Annotated in this window: 11 protein-coding genes; 1 reads left to right on the plus strand and 10 read right to left on the minus strand. The window is 59.3% G+C overall.

Going from position 1 to position 15,695, the window contains the following annotated elements:
• Positions 1-13 precede the first annotated feature (13 nt).
• Positions 14-268: a DUF1652 domain-containing protein gene (locus DJ564_RS14200; protein WP_109630326.1), complete on the plus strand. Its 255-nt coding sequence runs from the start codon at positions 14-16 to the stop codon at positions 266-268.
• Between the two features lie 480 nt (positions 269-748).
• Here the strand turns inward: DJ564_RS14200 and DJ564_RS14205 are convergent, their stop codons facing one another.
• The 10 genes from DJ564_RS14205 to DJ564_RS14250 all read right to left on the minus strand — a co-directional run bounded on the left by DJ564_RS14205 (position 749) and on the right by DJ564_RS14250 (position 15,015).
• Positions 749-1,864: a Gfo/Idh/MocA family protein gene (locus DJ564_RS14205; RefSeq protein ID WP_109630329.1), complete on the minus strand. Its 1,116-nt coding sequence runs from the start codon at positions 1,862-1,864 to the stop codon at positions 749-751.
• A gap of 182 nt (positions 1,865-2,046) precedes the next feature.
• A complete protein-coding gene (locus DJ564_RS14210; protein ID WP_109630332.1) occupies positions 2,047-2,814 on the minus strand; it encodes an SDR family oxidoreductase in 768 nt (255 codons plus the stop codon).
• Between the two features lie 58 nt (positions 2,815-2,872).
• Complete coding sequence (locus tag DJ564_RS14215; RefSeq protein ID WP_109630334.1) at positions 2,873-3,940, minus strand: phosphotransferase family protein; 1,068 nt, start codon at positions 3,938-3,940, stop codon at positions 2,873-2,875.
• A 203-nt stretch (positions 3,941-4,143) separates the two neighbouring features.
• Positions 4,144-5,115: a 2-hydroxyacid dehydrogenase gene (locus DJ564_RS14220; protein ID WP_109630337.1), complete on the minus strand. Its 972-nt coding sequence runs from the start codon at positions 5,113-5,115 to the stop codon at positions 4,144-4,146.
• 101 nt (positions 5,116-5,216) lie between these two features.
• Positions 5,217-5,813, minus strand: a complete 597-nt coding sequence (locus DJ564_RS14225; protein ID WP_109630341.1) for a TetR/AcrR family transcriptional regulator — start codon at positions 5,811-5,813, stop codon at positions 5,217-5,219.
• 97 nt (positions 5,814-5,910) lie between these two features.
• Positions 5,911-6,294 carry a tautomerase family protein gene (locus tag DJ564_RS14230; protein ID WP_109630344.1) on the minus strand — a complete coding sequence of 128 codons (384 nt, stop codon included), beginning with the start codon at positions 6,292-6,294 and terminating at the stop codon, positions 5,911-5,913.
• 794 nt (positions 6,295-7,088) lie between these two features.
• On the minus strand, positions 7,089-10,112 hold the full coding sequence (locus DJ564_RS14235) for an Ig-like domain-containing protein (protein WP_256597503.1): 3,024 nt from the start codon (positions 10,110-10,112) through the stop codon (positions 7,089-7,091).
• A 489-nt stretch (positions 10,113-10,601) separates the two neighbouring features.
• Entirely contained in the window at positions 10,602-11,930 is a 1,329-nt protein-coding gene (locus DJ564_RS14240) for a TolC family outer membrane protein (protein ID WP_109630347.1), read from the minus strand.
• 1 nt (position 11,931) lies between these two features.
• On the minus strand, positions 11,932-13,272 hold the full coding sequence (locus DJ564_RS14245; protein WP_109630350.1) for an HlyD family type I secretion periplasmic adaptor subunit: 1,341 nt from the start codon (positions 13,270-13,272) through the stop codon (positions 11,932-11,934).
• Between the two features lie 6 nt (positions 13,273-13,278).
• A complete protein-coding gene (locus DJ564_RS14250) occupies positions 13,279-15,015 on the minus strand; it encodes a type I secretion system permease/ATPase (RefSeq protein ID WP_109630352.1) in 1,737 nt (578 codons plus the stop codon).
• Between the last annotated feature and the right edge of the window lie 680 nt (positions 15,016-15,695).

Below are 15,695 nucleotides of genomic sequence, written 5' to 3' on the forward strand. Positions count from 1 at the left end.
TGGGTGAATCGCAATGATTTATCTGACGCAATTGCGTGCGCAACTGGAACAGCACTTTTCCCCTCTTGCTTGTGATTGCAGCGTGTCGGGTGACAACTCGGTGACGGTGAAGCTGTATCACCCGGTGTCGGGGCAGGTGGATCTGGTGGTCAGTGGCCTGAGTGTCACTCAGCTCAGAACCCCGGAGGCGGTCGCCTCATTGATTGAGGAGCTGCGTTACGAGCTCGAGAGCAACAACTTGCATCAGCGGCAGGACTCGGTTTCGTAGCTGTCGTTTTTCGCGTTGAAAAGGGGCTAAGGGCCTCATTTGCTGGAATTGGCGGCTGGCTAGGCTATAAGAAATGCGAGGGTATTATTTTCTGTGACCAATCCGCGGCTTCGCGGTAAGGGCGTCGGGTCGCGGAAAGTGTCGATGACTTATCGCGGGACAGCCTATGAACAGTCTTGGGAAACGTGCTTTTTCGTCTCTGTCGCTCGCCTTTTGCGTAGCGATTCTCAGTGGTTGCGCCAGTCCGCCACCACCAGCACCCGTCGCACCGCCGCCCGCGCCTCAACGCACGTGTGAAACCACTGAACAGAAAGAAGTGATGGGCGACGCCCGAGTGACCGAAGAGGTGACCCGGGAGACGACGATCACCCGTTGCGTCACTCAGTAATCCTGAGCGGCTGCGTCGTTGCCTTCTTCGTTGCGTTGAGTGCGACTGACCCGGCACCCTCACGGGTGCCGGAAGCCGTGGGCGTCTGAACCTCAGATGTCCTCGATCCTGATCCAGCGTGATTCGTCTGCCGCCAGCCGGATTGCCGTCGCCAGGCGTTCGACTTCCCACGCTTGCTCAAAGTCAGTGCCACTCTGGGACAGGCCGGCCAGCGCCAGTACCAGGTCGTGCACTTCCAGCGTCTTGAGTTCGTTGTACCCCAACTGATGCCCCGCCGCCGGGCTGAACGCGGCGTAACCCGGCAGGTTCGGCCCAGCGAGCAAACGCTGGAAACCGTCCTGACCGACGCGATACAACCGCAGCTCGTTCAAGCGTTCCTGGTCGAACGCCAGCGTGCCTTGCGTGCAGCTGATCTCGAAGCTCAGGTGATTCTTGTAGCCATGCTTGAGCCAACTGCTGCTGAACGTACCTCGTGCGCCGTTGGCAAACCGCAGCAGCGCGTGGACCTGATCGTCGACCGCAATATGCCGCTGTTCCTGGCTGCCCGCCGTCGCAGGACGCTGGAGATGCACGGTCTGAGTGTCGGCGCACACCGATTCGACATCGCCCACCAGGTAGCGCGCCATCGCCAGCAAATGGCTGCCCAGATCCGCCAGCGCACCGCCGGCGTGATCAGCATCGCAACGCCACGACCACGGTGAAGCAGGATCGGCCATGAAGTCTTCGCTGAACTCACCCTGAAAACTGATGATCTGCCCCAGCTTGCCGCTGTCGATCAGCTCCCGCGCGAGCCCGATCATCGGGTTGTGCTGATAGTTGTAACCCACCCGCGTCACTACTCCCGCGGCTTTTGCGGCCTGACGCATGGCGTTGGCTTGCTGCAGATTCACCGCCAAAGGCTTCTCGCAATACACCGGTTTGCCGGCGGCAAGGGCGGCCATGGCCATGGGGAAGTGGAGGTGATTGGGGGTGGTGATGGCGATCAGATTGACCTTCGGGTCATCGATCAGCTGTTGCCAGTCGGTGTGCGCGGTTTCAAAACCCCAGGCATCGGCACAGTGCCGGGCGCGGTTTGGATCGGCGTCGGCGAGGGCGGCTAGTCTGAGCTTAAGCGGAAGCTCGAACACCGCGCTGACGTTGCGAAACGCCAGGGCGTGGGCGCGGCCCATGAAACCTGTGCCGATGAGTCCTATACCGAGTTCGCGCATGATGGAAGGCCTTTAGATTTTTATTTTCAGAAGGCACTTTATGGAATAAAAATTCTGTTAATGCAATATGCGGAATAAATATTCATCAGGTTGATGGCTTGATCATTCCCACGCGTGGGGGCGAACGGAGCGAACAAAAAAGGCAGCCCCAAGGCTGCCTTTCGTTCATCCGGAGAAATGAATCAGGACAAGAACCCGCCATCCACGTTCAACGAAACCCCGGTGGTGTAGCTCGACGCATCACTCGCCAGATACAGCACCGCACCCGCCATCTCACTCGGATCAGCCACACGCTTGAGCGGGATCTGTTGCAACGCGGTGTTCAAGATCGCCTCGTTCTTCACCAGTGCCGATGCAAACTTGGTGTCGGTCAGGCCAGGCAACAGGGCGTTGCAGCGGATGCCGAACTGCGCGCATTCCTTGGCGAACACCTTGGTCATGTTGATCACGGCGGCCTTGGTCACCGAGTAGATGCCCTGGAAGATGCCGGGCGAGATGCCATTGATCGACGCGACGTTGATGATGCTGCCGCCGCCGTTTTCGCGCATCAGTTTGCCGGCTTCGACCGACATGAAGAAGTAGCCGCGGATGTTGACGTCGACGGTTTTCTGAAAGGCGCTGAGGTCGGTGTCCAGCACGTTGCAGAACTGTGGGTTGGTCGCGGCGTTGTTGACCAGGATGTCCAGGCGTCCGAACTGTTCCTTGATACCGGCGAAGACCTGGCTGATCTGTTCCATTTCACCGATATGGCAAGCAACAGCGGTGGCTTTGCCGCCGGCGGCGATGATCGCATCGGCCACGTGCTGGCAGCCGTCGAGCTTGCGGCTCGAAACGATGACGTGGGCGCCTTGCTGGGCCAGCAGTTTGGCGATGGCCTCACCAATGCCACGGCTGGCGCCGGAAACGAATGCGATTTTGCCGTCGAGGTCGAACAACTGAGTCTTGGACATGGGATTCTCTTGTAAAAAGTCTTGTTATTGGGGCCAGGGGGGGCAATCAGCGCCGCGATCAGAGCGTAGATTTCTGGATGACTTGCAGGCTCATCTGCTCCAGCAGTTTGTTCATGTGAATGAACTGCGCGAAGCGTTTGTCCTGGGTTTGACCGTGGAAGAAGCGGTAGTAGATCTGCTGCACGATGCCGGCCAGGCGGAACAGGCCGTAGGTGTAGTAGAAGTCGAAATTGTCGATCTGGATGCCTGAGCGCTCGGCGTAGTAGTCGACGAATTCGCGGCGGGTCAGCATGCCCGGGGCGTGGCTCGGTTGGCGACGCATCAGTTGCACCGGCGCCGGGTCGGCGGCCTCGATCCAGTAGGCGAGGGTGTTGCCGAGGTCCATCAGCGGGTCGCCGAGGGTGGTGAGTTCCCAATCGAGTACGCCGATGATTTGCATCGGGTTGCTCGGGTCGAGGATCACGTTGTCGAAGCGGTAGTCGTTGTGGACGATGCTGGAAGTCGGGTGATCGGCCGGCATCTTGTCGTTAAGCCAGGCCTTGACCGCTTCCCACTTCGGCGCGTCCGGGGTCAGGGCTTTGTCGTAGCGATCACTCCAGCCTTTGATCTGCCGCGCCACATAACCTTCGGGCTTGCCAAGGTCGCCCAGGCCGTAGGCTTTATAGTCGACCCGATGCAGCTCAACGAACTTGTCGATGAAGCTCTTGCACAAGGTTTCGGTTTGCGCCGAGTCCAGGCCCAGTTCCGGCGGCAGTTCGGAGCGCAGGATAATCCCGTTGACCCGTTCCATCACATAGAACTCGGCGCCGATCACCGACTCGTCGGTGCAGTGCACATAGGCTTTGGGGCAATACGGGAAACCGTCGCGCAACTGATTGAGGATGCGAAATTCGCGGCCCATGTCGTGTGCGGACTTGGCTTTGTGGCCAAACGGCGGGCGACGCAGGACAAATTCCTGCTCCGGGTATTCCAGCAGGTAGGTCAGGTTTGACGCGCCGCCGGGAAACTGGCTGATCACAGGCAAGCCACTCAAGCCCGGAATGTGAGCCTTGAGGTATGGATCGATCAGGCTGGCATCGAGTTCTTCGCCGGTACGGATACGGGTGGACTGGTCAGTAAGCGCCATGCTTATCCCTTCTGCTTATTTTGGAGGCCAGACATCATTGGCTAATCTAATGGTGCGCCGGGGCAGCCACAAGCGTGGCACGGTCTTATAGGTTAGCGTGTTGCTGGATAATCAGCCTTCCTGATGTGCGGGAACGGGCGCGGGGTGGGGCAGGGCTCACGGGGCGAACAGCGCCCCGGCTCTGGACGCTGTCGAGCGTCCCTTCAGTCAGCGAACGAGAACGGCGGAACCGGTGCGGGTAATTCAATGGGGGTCAACACCGGTTGACCGGAAAAGAACGCCACCAGGTTTTTTCCTACCAGCTCAACGGTGCCTTGGGTCGCTTCCGGGGACAAGCCCGCGACATGCGGCGTCAGGATCACGTTGGTCAGCGCCTTGAGTGCCTCCGGCACGTGGGGCTCTGCATCGAACACATCCAGCGCGGCACCGGCAATGCGTCGCTGTTCAAGCGCGCTCACCAGGTCTGCGGTGGCGATCACTGAGGCTCGGGCAATGTTCACGACGAACCCCTTTGGCCCCAAGGCCTCGAGCACTTGTCTGTTGATCAGGTGTTTGGTGCCCAGGCCGCCGGGCGTGGCGACGACCAGAAAGTCCGAAGCGCGTGCCAGTTCGGTCGGCGTCGAGCAGAAGGTATAAGGGACGTCGCTGCGATGCTGGCGGTTGTGGTAACTCACGGTCATGTCGAAACCGGCGGCGGCGCGTTTGGCGATGGCCATGCCGACCGCGCCGAGGCCGAGAATTCCCAGGCGCTTGCCGGCCAGGGAAGGGCGCATGATCTTCGGCCATTCGCCGCGGCGTACGGCGGCATCGCAACGGGGAATGTCGCGCACCAGTGCCAGCAGCATGGCCATGGCATGGTCGGCGACTGAAGAGGCATTGACCCCGGCGCCATTGGTGACGGTGATGTCGCGGTTGGCCGCGGCTTGCAGGTCGACGTGTTCGTAACCGGCACCGATTACGCAAATGATCTTGAGGTTGGGCAAGGCGGCGATTTCATCGGCGTACAAACCCAGGGGGCCGCGGGTCAGCACGGCATCGATCTGGGCGCCATGTCGTGCGATGGCGTCGGCGCGCTCGGCCGGTGTCGGAGCCAGAATCAGGTGAAAGCCCTGATGTTCGAGAATCGGCAAGTAATCATTAATGGTTTCAACCAGTACCAGAACGGTTGCAGGCATGCTGGGCTCCTGTGGGTATTGAATGTCGGATCTCGAATGTTGCTTCAGACTGCTGATTCCAGAGGAGTTTAGCAACGCCCGGGGATTGCACACGCCGTTGATCAGACTGATTGACCTGGTGAGGTCAGAAAATTCCGGGCGGCGTCGAGAATCTCATCGGACAACCCGTCCCCGCGTGTGGCACGCGCCAGCGTCAGCGCACCGACCATCAAGGAATAATCGACCAAGGCTTGCTGGCGATTGGCTTCGGGCTGGTCCGCACCCATCAAGGGCGTAAGTATCTGCAGAAAGGCTTCCAGGCCATGGGTGTAGGTCTGGTACAAACCGCTTTCGGCGGTTACATGGCACATGTCACCGGCAAACGCCGCGACCGGGCAGCTTTCGCCCGGGTTGTCACGATTGGCCGCCGACAGGTAAGGCGCGATGATGCTGGCGCGGGCGGAGACGTTGTCGTCGCTGGCGTCGATTTTCTGCTTCCAGCGTTCCATCGACTGCGTGAACGCCCGGGTGCAAGCCTCTTTCGCCAGCGCTTCCTTGGAGTCGAAGTGACCATAGAACCCGCCATGGGTCAGCCCGGCCGCGCCCATCACATCGACGACGCTGATCCCGTGCAGGCCGCGCTCGCGAAGCAGCCGTGAGGCGGCTTCGACGATGATCTCGCGGTTGAGGTCAGCTTGTTTGCGGGAGACTCGGGGCATGGCGGCTCACAGGTAGGGAAGGTTGATAGATGACGGGCATCATAGCGAACGGTGGGGCGCGCGTCTGGCCGTCACTTCGGCACTGCTGTTAGACCGCTCAAAGCGCGTATTGAGCGATGCCATTGCCAAACGACCAGTTCTCTTTTTTCACTTCCACCAGATTGATAAAGACGTCTTCCAGGCGCACCGCCAGTTCCGTGTTAAGGCTATCGGCGATGGTTTTGTAGAGGAGTTTTTTCTGCTCGATGGTTCGGCCTTCGCTCAGGGTGATCTGAATCACCACCAGGCTGTCGGTACGGCTGATGCCCAGGTAGCCGGGATCAAAGATGAAATGCTGCTCATCGTGCTCGGAAAGAATCTGGAAATTATCGTTTTCCGGCACGCCAATCGAGCTGTGCATGGCAGCGTAGATCAACTGCCCGACACGTTTTGCGAAAGTAGGGTCTTGATGCTTTTTGATGTCGACGCGAACGAGTGGCATGAGAGGCTCCTTAATCAGGGCTGCCGATCAGCAGTCAGGGTTGAAATTACCTGACGCTCATCCTTTATCAAATAGATTTTTTGGAACCATCGTCTTCCAATATATATAGGCATGTTGGGAACGGCGGTAGGTGAACTATAAAAGTTGCCGTTTACTCTTAATCGAATAACAAGCCGATTAGATTCCAGCCTACCCCTATAGTAAAAATGAGAAGAATCAGTATAGATGTAAGCGTTATCGACTCATGGGGCATGATGGTAGCTCCCTAATATAGCAACGTACTATGAGCGGCGAACTTCGGCGTGGGTATTTCATTACCTGCTGAGTGCAGATGCCTTGGAAGTGCCGCTTACCCCGATCTCTTGATTAATATCATAATTAAGATTCAGCAAGCTCTATGCCACACTTATAGAGCCTGAAGTCTTGCCGGTTTAACCAGTTTTATGGGGCTCTTTCGATATAGGGTTGGGGTAAATAAAGCCCGTTTATGGGGGTGTTTCCTCTGAAATGGGGAGGCATTTTCAAGTTGGTTTCGGAGGAGGCGTTGGGCGGATATCAGCCGGTTTGGCGAAGCCCTGTAGCAACTGGAAGAGTGAATGTTTTAGAGGCTTTGGACAGAATGTTGCCGATCGCGTTTGGATGAAATCGATAGCTGCCCCATGAAAGGCAGCTATCGATCCATTGAGATTTTTCGCCCAAGAACACATCACAAACACAACACAACCTGCCACGCTGCGAGCAGCCCTTCAGGCAATTCCTGAGCAGGGCTGCGGCGTTGCTGTCATGTCAGCGTGTTACCGGGGTGCCGAGACCGCCACGGTCACCGTCGCCGGTGTCGATAACGCGCCCTTGGTATCGCTGGCCTGATAGGTAAAGCTGGCGACGAACGACGCTGCGATTGTGGCTGGTGGTGTGTAGATCACACGTGCGCCGTCGGTGCTGACCGCGACCGTGCCCTTGCCGGCGCTCGGTTGCGTTAACCCCACTACTTTAAGTGGCACATGACCGTCTGGATCGGAGTCGTTCGCCAGGACATTGATGGTCAGCGGTTTGCCGTCTCTGCTGCTGGCGCTGTCGGGTTTGGCGACAGGTTTTTTGTTTTCGCCTTCGCCCGTGCGGAAGGTCGGCAGCGCCGCGGAGTTTACATAGGTGACGCCGTCCCAGCCGGGCAGGGGCGTTGGCATCAACTGAAACTGGCCGGGCCTCTCGATGTCCCAGCGCAGCAGCATCGAAGTGTCCTCATGCTGGGTGTTGTGGCAGTGCTCCATGTAGGTCCCGGCGAACTCGCGGAAGCGGATGGCTATTTCCACGTCCACCGAACTGTCGATGCCCTCGCCAATGCGATAAACGTCCTTGCGCGCCCCTTTCTCCCATTCCGGCGGCGCCTTGCCGTCGCGGTTGAGGACGATGCCTTCTTCGAAATGCACGTGCACCGGGTGGCTCCAGCCGTTGCCGCCGTTCTTGATTTTCCACACCTCGAGGGTGCCGTCGCCGGAGAACCCGGCATCGGTCGGACCGTTGGCCAGTTGCGGGGCGGCGCTGATTTGCCGTGAGTCCATCTGGTAGCCAAAACCACCGTCGGTCTTGATGGTCCAGGGTTCTTCGTCGGTGCCATCGGAGCGGCCGAAGATGAACTCGCGATGCCGCGCCAGTTTGAGTTTGGCCTGCACCGTCGGATCGTCACGGTTGAGGGTCAGCGGAATCATGATTTTACCCTCCGGCTTGCCCGGTTTGGCCGGCTCGTACTCGGCAGGGTTCATGCTCACATCCGTGCCGCTGTAAGGCTGAACCACCAATTGCAGGAATTTGCCCACCACCGGGTCGCCGTTGTCCCATTCCAGTCCTTTGCTACCCAGCTTGAGTACTGCTTTGTACTTCCCGGACAGTACATCGGCCAGGCTCACCGGCTCTATCTCCGGCCCCCTGCCGCCCTGGTGCACCATCAGGTTGACGAAGTACAGCTTGTCGCCGGTCTTGATCCCGTTTTTCGCGAAGTTGACGATGATGTCGTAACGCTCGGCGATGCCCTGGGTCGGCAGGATAGCGTTGTGGTCCTGCAGGTCGCCGTCGGCGTCGAGGTCCATGCTGCCGTCGAATGGCACGGCGTGTTCCATGATGTTTCCGTCGTTGCCGATCATGTGGAACGGCACGCGCGCAAAAGACACGTTGGAACCTGCCGGTCCGGGGAATTCACCGCCGGTGCCGGCGATTTCACGCACCAGCGCAATCCTGAAGTAGCGTGATATCGAGCCGTTGAGTATGCGGAAACGATAGCTGCGAGCGCGCACATTCAGGCGCGGCTGGTACTGCCAGTTGACCAGGATCTGATCGCCGAGGAAGCCGTCGGTGTTGAACGGGTTGAACCACAACTGGCCGTTCTTATCCCAGGCTTTGTCGGCCACCATGAGGTTGACGTCATAGTCGCGGTTGCCCCAAGGCAGCGCCGAACCGCTCGGCAGACGCAGGTTGACGCCGTCCTCGACCGCCTCGTTGCCGCGATCCAGGGCGCTGTAGTAATTCATCATCACTGCGTTGCCCTTGTAGACGTTCTGCGCGGTGAAATCGAGCATGTGGTCGTGAAACCAGTGAGTGCTCATGGTTTCGCGCCAGTCGCCGCGGATCTTGATGGTGCCGTTGTTGCAGGTCTTCAGGCCCGGGGTGGCGTCGTTGACGAACAGGGTTTCGCCCGGCGCGCAGGGGAACGCCGCGCGAGGATCTTCAGCCTTGGTGTTGATGGTGTCGTAGCCGGCCAGTTGCATTGGCCAGCGATAGTCGTAGTACTGCCCCGGAAAGAAAAACGCATTGGTATAGCCGTCGCTTTCGGCCGGGTTGTGGCCGTTGTGTTCGTGGGTGCTGAGGGTGTGCAGGCCGAAACCCATGTTTGCGGCAGGGTCTATCGGCAGGGCGTTGTAGTGACGCATCAGCACCGGTTGGCCGTAGCGCACCATCAGCAGTTTTACCGGAAAGGTGCCGTCGAAGGTCCATAGCGCCTTGTGGTTCTGAATCGGCATTTTGGGGTGAAAACGGGTGTCGATGCCTTTGGTGGTGCCCGTGGTGGTCGGGATGTCCGAGGTCTTGTAGTAGAGCCCGCCAGGCCCGAACTCACCGGCGGCGTAGTTGTGCAGTTGTCGGCGGTCGCGCATGCCGCCGTTGAGTTTGGCGCCGACTTGCACGGTTTTGAAGGCGACCTGCGGGTAGAACTCGTTCCAGCGTTGATGGGACCAGCCTTTTCCTGGCGGACGACCTTCGGCTGGCGAACCGACCGGATGGCGGTTGAGGAAGGCTTCAATCTGCGATTTCCAGGGGTTGCGATCCAGCACGTTGGAGTACTGCGACGGAAACGGGTAAAGCCCGGGTTGGCGCATGAAGGCTTCCAGTGCCGCACTCGACGGGCCGCTGCGAGCGATGCTGTTCGGGTCCTGCTGTGGTGCCGGGCCGGCAAGGGGCACAGGGAAGGTCAGTGTCGGTGCGGGCAGGGTCGGGTCGAGTTTTTCCGTGCCGAATTCCTCCATCAGCAGCAGTTGCTGGGTGAAGGGCTGCGCCCCGAACAACGGGCTGGGTTTGCCGTTGGTGGGGACTTTGAACGAGGTTTGCAGGCTCGGCGGCAGTGCGTTACCAGCGAGTGGGGTGTAGCGGTCACCGTACGCGCCGTTGGGCAGGGCAATTGCGCCCTGGTTGGTCGGCGGCATTGTTTTCAAGGCTTCCAGCGCTGCCGCAGGGTCGGCGGGTGGATTGGTGTACGCCGAGGGGTCCGTCGGTGACGGCTGGCTGACATCGTCGAGCGGCACGGCATTGGCAGTGTTGAGAGTAAGGAGCATCGCACAGGGCAGGCTTGACCTGCACAGCAAGTGGATGGAATTGCATGGTGGTTTTGCGCGTTTCATTTTTCACCCCTCGCGTGATGCCCCGCCGTCTCCATGCTCGGGACGACAGCTAATGCGGGTACAAGGAGTGGAGCAACAATTGAGCCATTACAGCAGCGCGAAGAAAAAGTTCAGTTTTATTGACCGGCGGCTTTGAGTGTGACAAGTGATCGAAAAACAGGGTGGGTGACATTCCTCAAATACGGTGGAAAGTCCCCGTTTATGGTGGGTGTAGTGCCCCATTTCTGGGAGTGGTAATTGCCCGTTTTCGACAGTGAAAAATCAGGCCGTCAACAACTGCGAATGCGATTTCATCAGTGCCAGAGCGTTGAGAGTGGTTCAGAGAGGCGGTGATGAATGGCGGGTATTTGATTGATCAAAGTTACCCGGAAGTGGGGGGGGGGCGGTCGGCCCTCATTGGCTCAACCGGCCGACAGGCGAACGTCAGTTGGTGACCAGCAGTTCCGGGCCAAGGTAGTTGTTGATCTGGTCGATATCATCGTCACCCAGGCTGCCCACCGAAGAGGCCAGGCGCAGGCGTGACATCAAATAACGCAACTTGGCCTCGAACAGATCGTGTTGCGCAACGAAGAGCAGTTCTTGGGCGTTGAGGACATCCGAATTGGTACTGGTGCCGCCTTCCTTGAAACCCTTGCGTGTCGAAGTCAGTGAGCGTTCGTTGGACTCCACGGCCCGCTCCAGCGCTTGAATTCGTTTGGCGCCGCTGTGTATGCCGGCATACTCGCGGGTGGTTCCGGAGATGACTTCCTGTCGCGTGGCGTCGAGCTCGTCCAGGGCCTTGAAACTGTTGGCGCTGGCTTGGCGTGTCAGTGCGCTGGTACCGCCACCGTTGTACAGCGGGAAATTGACTTCCAGCCCGATTGAACCGTAGCGGTTGCGTTGATTGAGCTCGGAGATTGATTGGCTATCGCCCGCCGTGTAGCCGGCAACGAAATCCAGTGTCGGCCAGTGGCCTGCCCTGGCGCGCTTCACTTCTTCTTCAGCGAGGTTGCTGCTATGGCGGCGTGCATGGATCAGCGGGCTATCGGTCTGAGCCTTGACCAGCCAGTCTTGCAGGTTGCTCGGTTGTAGCGGTGGCGTATCGAAGGTCGGACGCAAGGTGGTCAGCGATTCGGGCGTTTCTCCGATGAATTCCTCAAGCTTGCGGCGCGCATTGATCAGGTTGTCCTGAGCTTCGATCAGCTCGGCTTCGGCGAGGTCGCGGCGAGCGACCGATTCGTCGATGTCGGTGACCGTACCGGCCCCCAGCTCCATGCGCCGTTTCGCCGAGGCGAGCTGCTCATCGAAGGCACTCAGTTTTGCCTTGGCGAGAATGATGGTTTCGCTGGCCAGGAGCACGTCGAAATAGCTTTCGGCCAGGCGCACTGCGGCGTCCTGACTCTTGGCATCGAACACCGCGACGCTGTAGTCGGCACGCTGTTGACCTTGGCGGTATTCGGCCATTTTCTGTTTGTTGAACAGTGGCTGGCGCAAGCGCACATTGGCGCCCTTGGAGTCGTAGTCCAGATCCCTTTCGATGCCGCTCTGGCGCTGGGTGCCATTGACCTTGTTGTCGTAGGCCGAGGCACTGATCTGCGGTAGCAGGCCGGCCTGGCCAATGGCGCGGTTTTCCAGGCCGGCCTCTTTTTCATGCACGGCGGCGCGGTAGACGGGGCCTTGGTACTGCAGCAGATCCCAGGCTTGTTTGAGGTCCATGGCGCTGGCCGGGAGAGACAGCCCCAGCAGGCAGAAGATCAGGCAATGACGGTCCATTTCATTGCTCCTTGAACGAGCTGTCGACACGCTCGAGCATGGGTTTGAGAAGGTAGCTCATCAAGTTGCGCTCGCCGGTCTTGATGGTGACGCTGGCGGGCATACCGGGACGAATGTGATTGCTGCCAAGCAGGCTCATGCCTTCGGGTGTGACTTCTACCTGAGCCAGGTAGAACGGTTGCTTGCTTTCCTCGTCGAGCAGGCGGTCGGCGGAAACGGTCTTCACGCGGCCAGGGATGTTCGGCGTCTGGGCATGGTTGAAGGCCGGAAAGGCAATGTCCACGGCCAGGCCGGGGGCCATCTTGTCGATGGCCTGTACGGGAATCATCGCGTCGACCTGCAGCGGTTCGTTGTCCGGAACGATTTCCATGATTTTGAAGCCGGGCTGAATGATCCCGCCGATGGTCGCAATGCTCAGTGACTGGACCATGCCATCGATGGGCGAGCGAATCACCGTGTGGGTCACTTCATAGTCCAGCGCACGCAAGCGGTCGGCCAGGGTGGTGTTTTCCTTGGCGGTGTCGGTGAGCTGCGATTCGACTTCCTTCTGGTAATCGTGCTGGCGCTGCAGGATGCGCAGCTTGATTTCGGTGGTCTGGCTCCGTATGCGAGCAATGTTGTTGAGGTTTTCGGCCTGGCCTGCGGAGAGGTCGGCGTTGCTGCGTTCCAGCTCAAGCAACCGGTTGCGCGGCACGTAACCTTCGGCTGCCAGCACGCGGGTGCCTTGTAGTTCCTGGTTGAGGAAGTTGATCTGCGAGGCGCGGGCGCCATAGACCTGCTGCAGACCCTTGAGCTGCACCGCCGACGCTGCGAGGTTTTCCTGCAGGATGCTGATTTCGCCAGCGAGGCCGGCGCGCCGGGTATCGAGCAAACGTTGTTGCAGATTCATGGCGGCCACCAGGCGGTGGTCATGACTGAAGCGCTTGAGCAATTCGGGGTCGTAGTTCACTACATCGCGGCCGTCGCGTTCCGCTTCCAGGCGGTTTTCCACGGTCTTGCTGACGATGTACTGGGCGCTGACCGCACCTTGTTCGGCAACGGCACGCAGTGAGTCGAGGCGGACCAGCTCCTGGCCTTTTTTCACTGCATCGCCTTCGCGTACAAGAATGGCCTCCACGGTGCCGCCGCTCAGATGTTGCACGGCTTTGCGATTGCTGGTGACTTTTACCGTGCCTGTCGCTACCACGCCGGCATCGAGTGGCGCCAGCCAGGACCACAGGAGAAAGCCGCCGAAGCCGGCGAGCACCAGCCAAATGCCCCTGCGCATGGGTTTGCCGACGTCCAGATCCACCACGTTTCTGGGGTCGGTGTGAATCATCTCAATGTGTTGGTTCATTTGCATGATCGGTCACTCCCGTGCTTTGACGGAGGCCAGCGGAGTCGACGCGCCTGCAGGCATCACATTGGACTTGCGCAGCGCTGCGAATACTTCGTCACGTGTGCCAAGCATCTGAACGCCGCCGTCGCGCAGCATCAGCACTTTGTCGACGGCGCAGAGCACGTTGGGACGGTGGGAAATCAGAATGACGGTGGCGCCACGGCCCTTGAGTTGGGCCAGCGCATCGACCAGGGCTTTTTCACCGACGTCGTCGAGGTTGGCGTTCGGCTCATCCAGCACAATCAGATTGGGCTCTCCGTACAGCGCGCGGGCCAAGGCGATGCGTTGCTTCTGGCCACCGGAAAGCGGGCTGCCATCGGTGCCCAGACGGGTCTCATAACCCTGCGCAAAACGCAGGATCATCTCGTGCACTCCCGTCGCTCTTGCGGCGCGGATGACTGCGTCGCTGTCCACTTCACCAAAGCGCGCAATGTTATCGGCGATGGTGCCCTCGAACAGCTCCACATCCTGTGGCAGGTAACCGAGCCAGGGGCCAAGTTCGCCCTTGTTCCAGGTGAATATGTCCGCGCCGTCCAGGCGCACCTTGCCGGCCTGCGCCGGCCAGACGCCGACCAACAGGCGGGCGAGGGTGGATTTGCCCGAGGCGGATGGGCCGATAATGCCAAGGCTTTCGCCGGGCGAGAGGTTGAAGCTCACCCCGCGCAGAATCGTGTTGCCGGTGCCGGGGGCGCCGGCATACACATTCTCCACTGACAGCATGCCAAGCGGCCGCTGCAGCGACATGCTGGGTGGCCGGCGCGGATAGTCTTCAAGCATCTCGTTGAGCCGGCCCCAGGCCGAACGGCAACCGAGCAGTTGTTTCCACGACGCGATGACTTGTTCCACCGGGGCCAGCGCTCGGCCGGTGAGGATCGAGCAAGCAATCATCATCCCGGGGGTGATCTTGCCTTCGATCGCCAGCAGTGCGCCGGCGCCGAGGATCAGCGACTGCAACGTGATACGCACGAAGCGCCCGGTGCTGCTGATCAGGGCGGCACGGTCGGAGGCCAGGGTCTGCATTTCCAGGATGCGCAAATGGCTTTGGTACCAGCGCTTGCCAATCGACGGCAGCATGCCCATGGCTTCGATCACCTCGGCGTTGCGCAGGTTGTTGTTGGCGTAGCAGGCGGAGGAGAGAGCGGCCTGATTGGCTTCGGCCAGCGGCTTCTGCGTGGCCTTTTCGGTGAGATAAGCCAGGAACACCAGAATCAGCGAGCCGATCAGGGTGATCAGTCCGAGCAGCGGGTGGATCAGGTAGGCGACCAGCAGGTACAGCGGCGTCCAGGGCGCATCGAAAAAAGCGAACAGGGCATTGCCGGTGAGGAACTGACGAACTTGCGCGAGATCTTGCAGGGCCTGGGCCGGATTGCCTCCGGCGCGGCTCAGGTTGCGCTCGAATGCGGCCGTGAAAATGCGTCGGTTCAGGTCCATGTCGAGGCAATTGCCGACCCGGATCAACACGCGGGTGCGGACCAGTTCCAGGGTGGACATCAGCAAGAACAGGCCTATCACCAGCAAGGTCAACATCGTCAATGTCGTGACGTTGCGACTGACCAAGGCCCGGTCGTAGACCTGCAGCATGTACACGGCTGGCGTCAACATCATGACGTTGATGACGCCACTAAACCCTGCCAGCGAATAAAAACTGCGGCGCAGGCGAAAAATCGCGTCGGCCAGTTCGGATCGGGTGCTTGAGAGCTTGTGCATTTGATAGTCCCTCACCGAAAAAGCCGGTAGTGCTTGCGGCAAAACCGCATCAGCAAATGTTGTGGCAAACCATAGATGTAGTTGCGAATGCTTATCGTGGACACAAGCGATAGCGTTCTTTGAAAAGTTCCATAAATTTTTATATTCACAAGCAGCAGCGTAGGTGGCGTTTGTCTCTCTAGCGATACAGTTTGAAATAACATTTCGCTCTATTGGTTCATCTGAATATCTATATCTCGTTTAAGAACAGTAAGTTGGCGGGTCAGATGCCAATCGTCTTTTTTTACGTCGTAATATTGACAGCGCATGTCTATAGAACTTTAGTCATGTGCAAGGGCGCCCGTCTGAAGCTTGCCATCGCTTCGAAAGTGCAAGGCACGGTGGTCCTGAAGGAGCACCGCATGTCGATCATTTCGTTCTGTAACACCGTGACGGAGCTGTTCAGGAAGTTCGCTTCGACTTCCCGATTCCATGGCCCACCAGTGGCTCGGAATCGCTCTGCCTAATCGCTCAGCGAGCAATTCCTCCAGCGAATTCCAGGCGCGCATTCACCGGCGCAGGGGACGGCTTTGCCTGCCCCACGCCTGCTCTCGCCAAACACTGAACCAACGAACTGCGCAAGCCAGCACGTGACTTGGCGCGGGAGGATTTATTCGTCCCGAGCCTTTCCCATATAGATC

Source organism: Pseudomonas sp. 31-12 (genome assembly GCF_003151075.1).
Classification (GTDB): Bacteria; Pseudomonadota; Gammaproteobacteria; order Pseudomonadales; family Pseudomonadaceae; genus Aquipseudomonas.

What these genes read in the sequence shown, in the direction of transcription:
- DJ564_RS14235 (WP_256597503.1), bottom strand. Translation starts at nt 10,112, where the DNA reads ATGCTCCTTACTCTCAACACTGCCAATGCCGTGCCGCTCGACGATGTC.
- DJ564_RS14240 (WP_109630347.1), bottom strand. Translation starts at nt 11,930, where the DNA reads ATGGACCGTCATTGCCTGATCTTCTGCCTGCTGGGGCTGTCTCTCCCG.
- DJ564_RS14220 (WP_109630337.1), bottom strand. Translation starts at nt 5,115, where the DNA reads ATGCCTGCAACCGTTCTGGTACTGGTTGAAACCATTAATGATTACTTG.
- DJ564_RS14250 (WP_109630352.1), bottom strand. Translation starts at nt 15,015, where the DNA reads ATGCACAAGCTCTCAAGCACCCGATCCGAACTGGCCGACGCGATTTTT.
- DJ564_RS14210 (WP_109630332.1), bottom strand. Translation starts at nt 2,814, where the DNA reads ATGTCCAAGACTCAGTTGTTCGACCTCGACGGCAAAATCGCATTCGTT.
- DJ564_RS14230 (WP_109630344.1), bottom strand. Translation starts at nt 6,294, where the DNA reads ATGCCACTCGTTCGCGTCGACATCAAAAAGCATCAAGACCCTACTTTC.
- DJ564_RS14200 (WP_109630326.1), top strand. Translation starts at nt 14, where the DNA reads ATGATTTATCTGACGCAATTGCGTGCGCAACTGGAACAGCACTTTTCC.
- DJ564_RS14215 (WP_109630334.1), bottom strand. Translation starts at nt 3,940, where the DNA reads ATGGCGCTTACTGACCAGTCCACCCGTATCCGTACCGGCGAAGAACTC.
- DJ564_RS14225 (WP_109630341.1), bottom strand. Translation starts at nt 5,813, where the DNA reads ATGCCCCGAGTCTCCCGCAAACAAGCTGACCTCAACCGCGAGATCATC.
- DJ564_RS14205 (WP_109630329.1), bottom strand. Translation starts at nt 1,864, where the DNA reads ATGCGCGAACTCGGTATAGGACTCATCGGCACAGGTTTCATGGGCCGC.
- DJ564_RS14245 (WP_109630350.1), bottom strand. Translation starts at nt 13,272, where the DNA reads ATGCAAATGAACCAACACATTGAGATGATTCACACCGACCCCAGAAAC.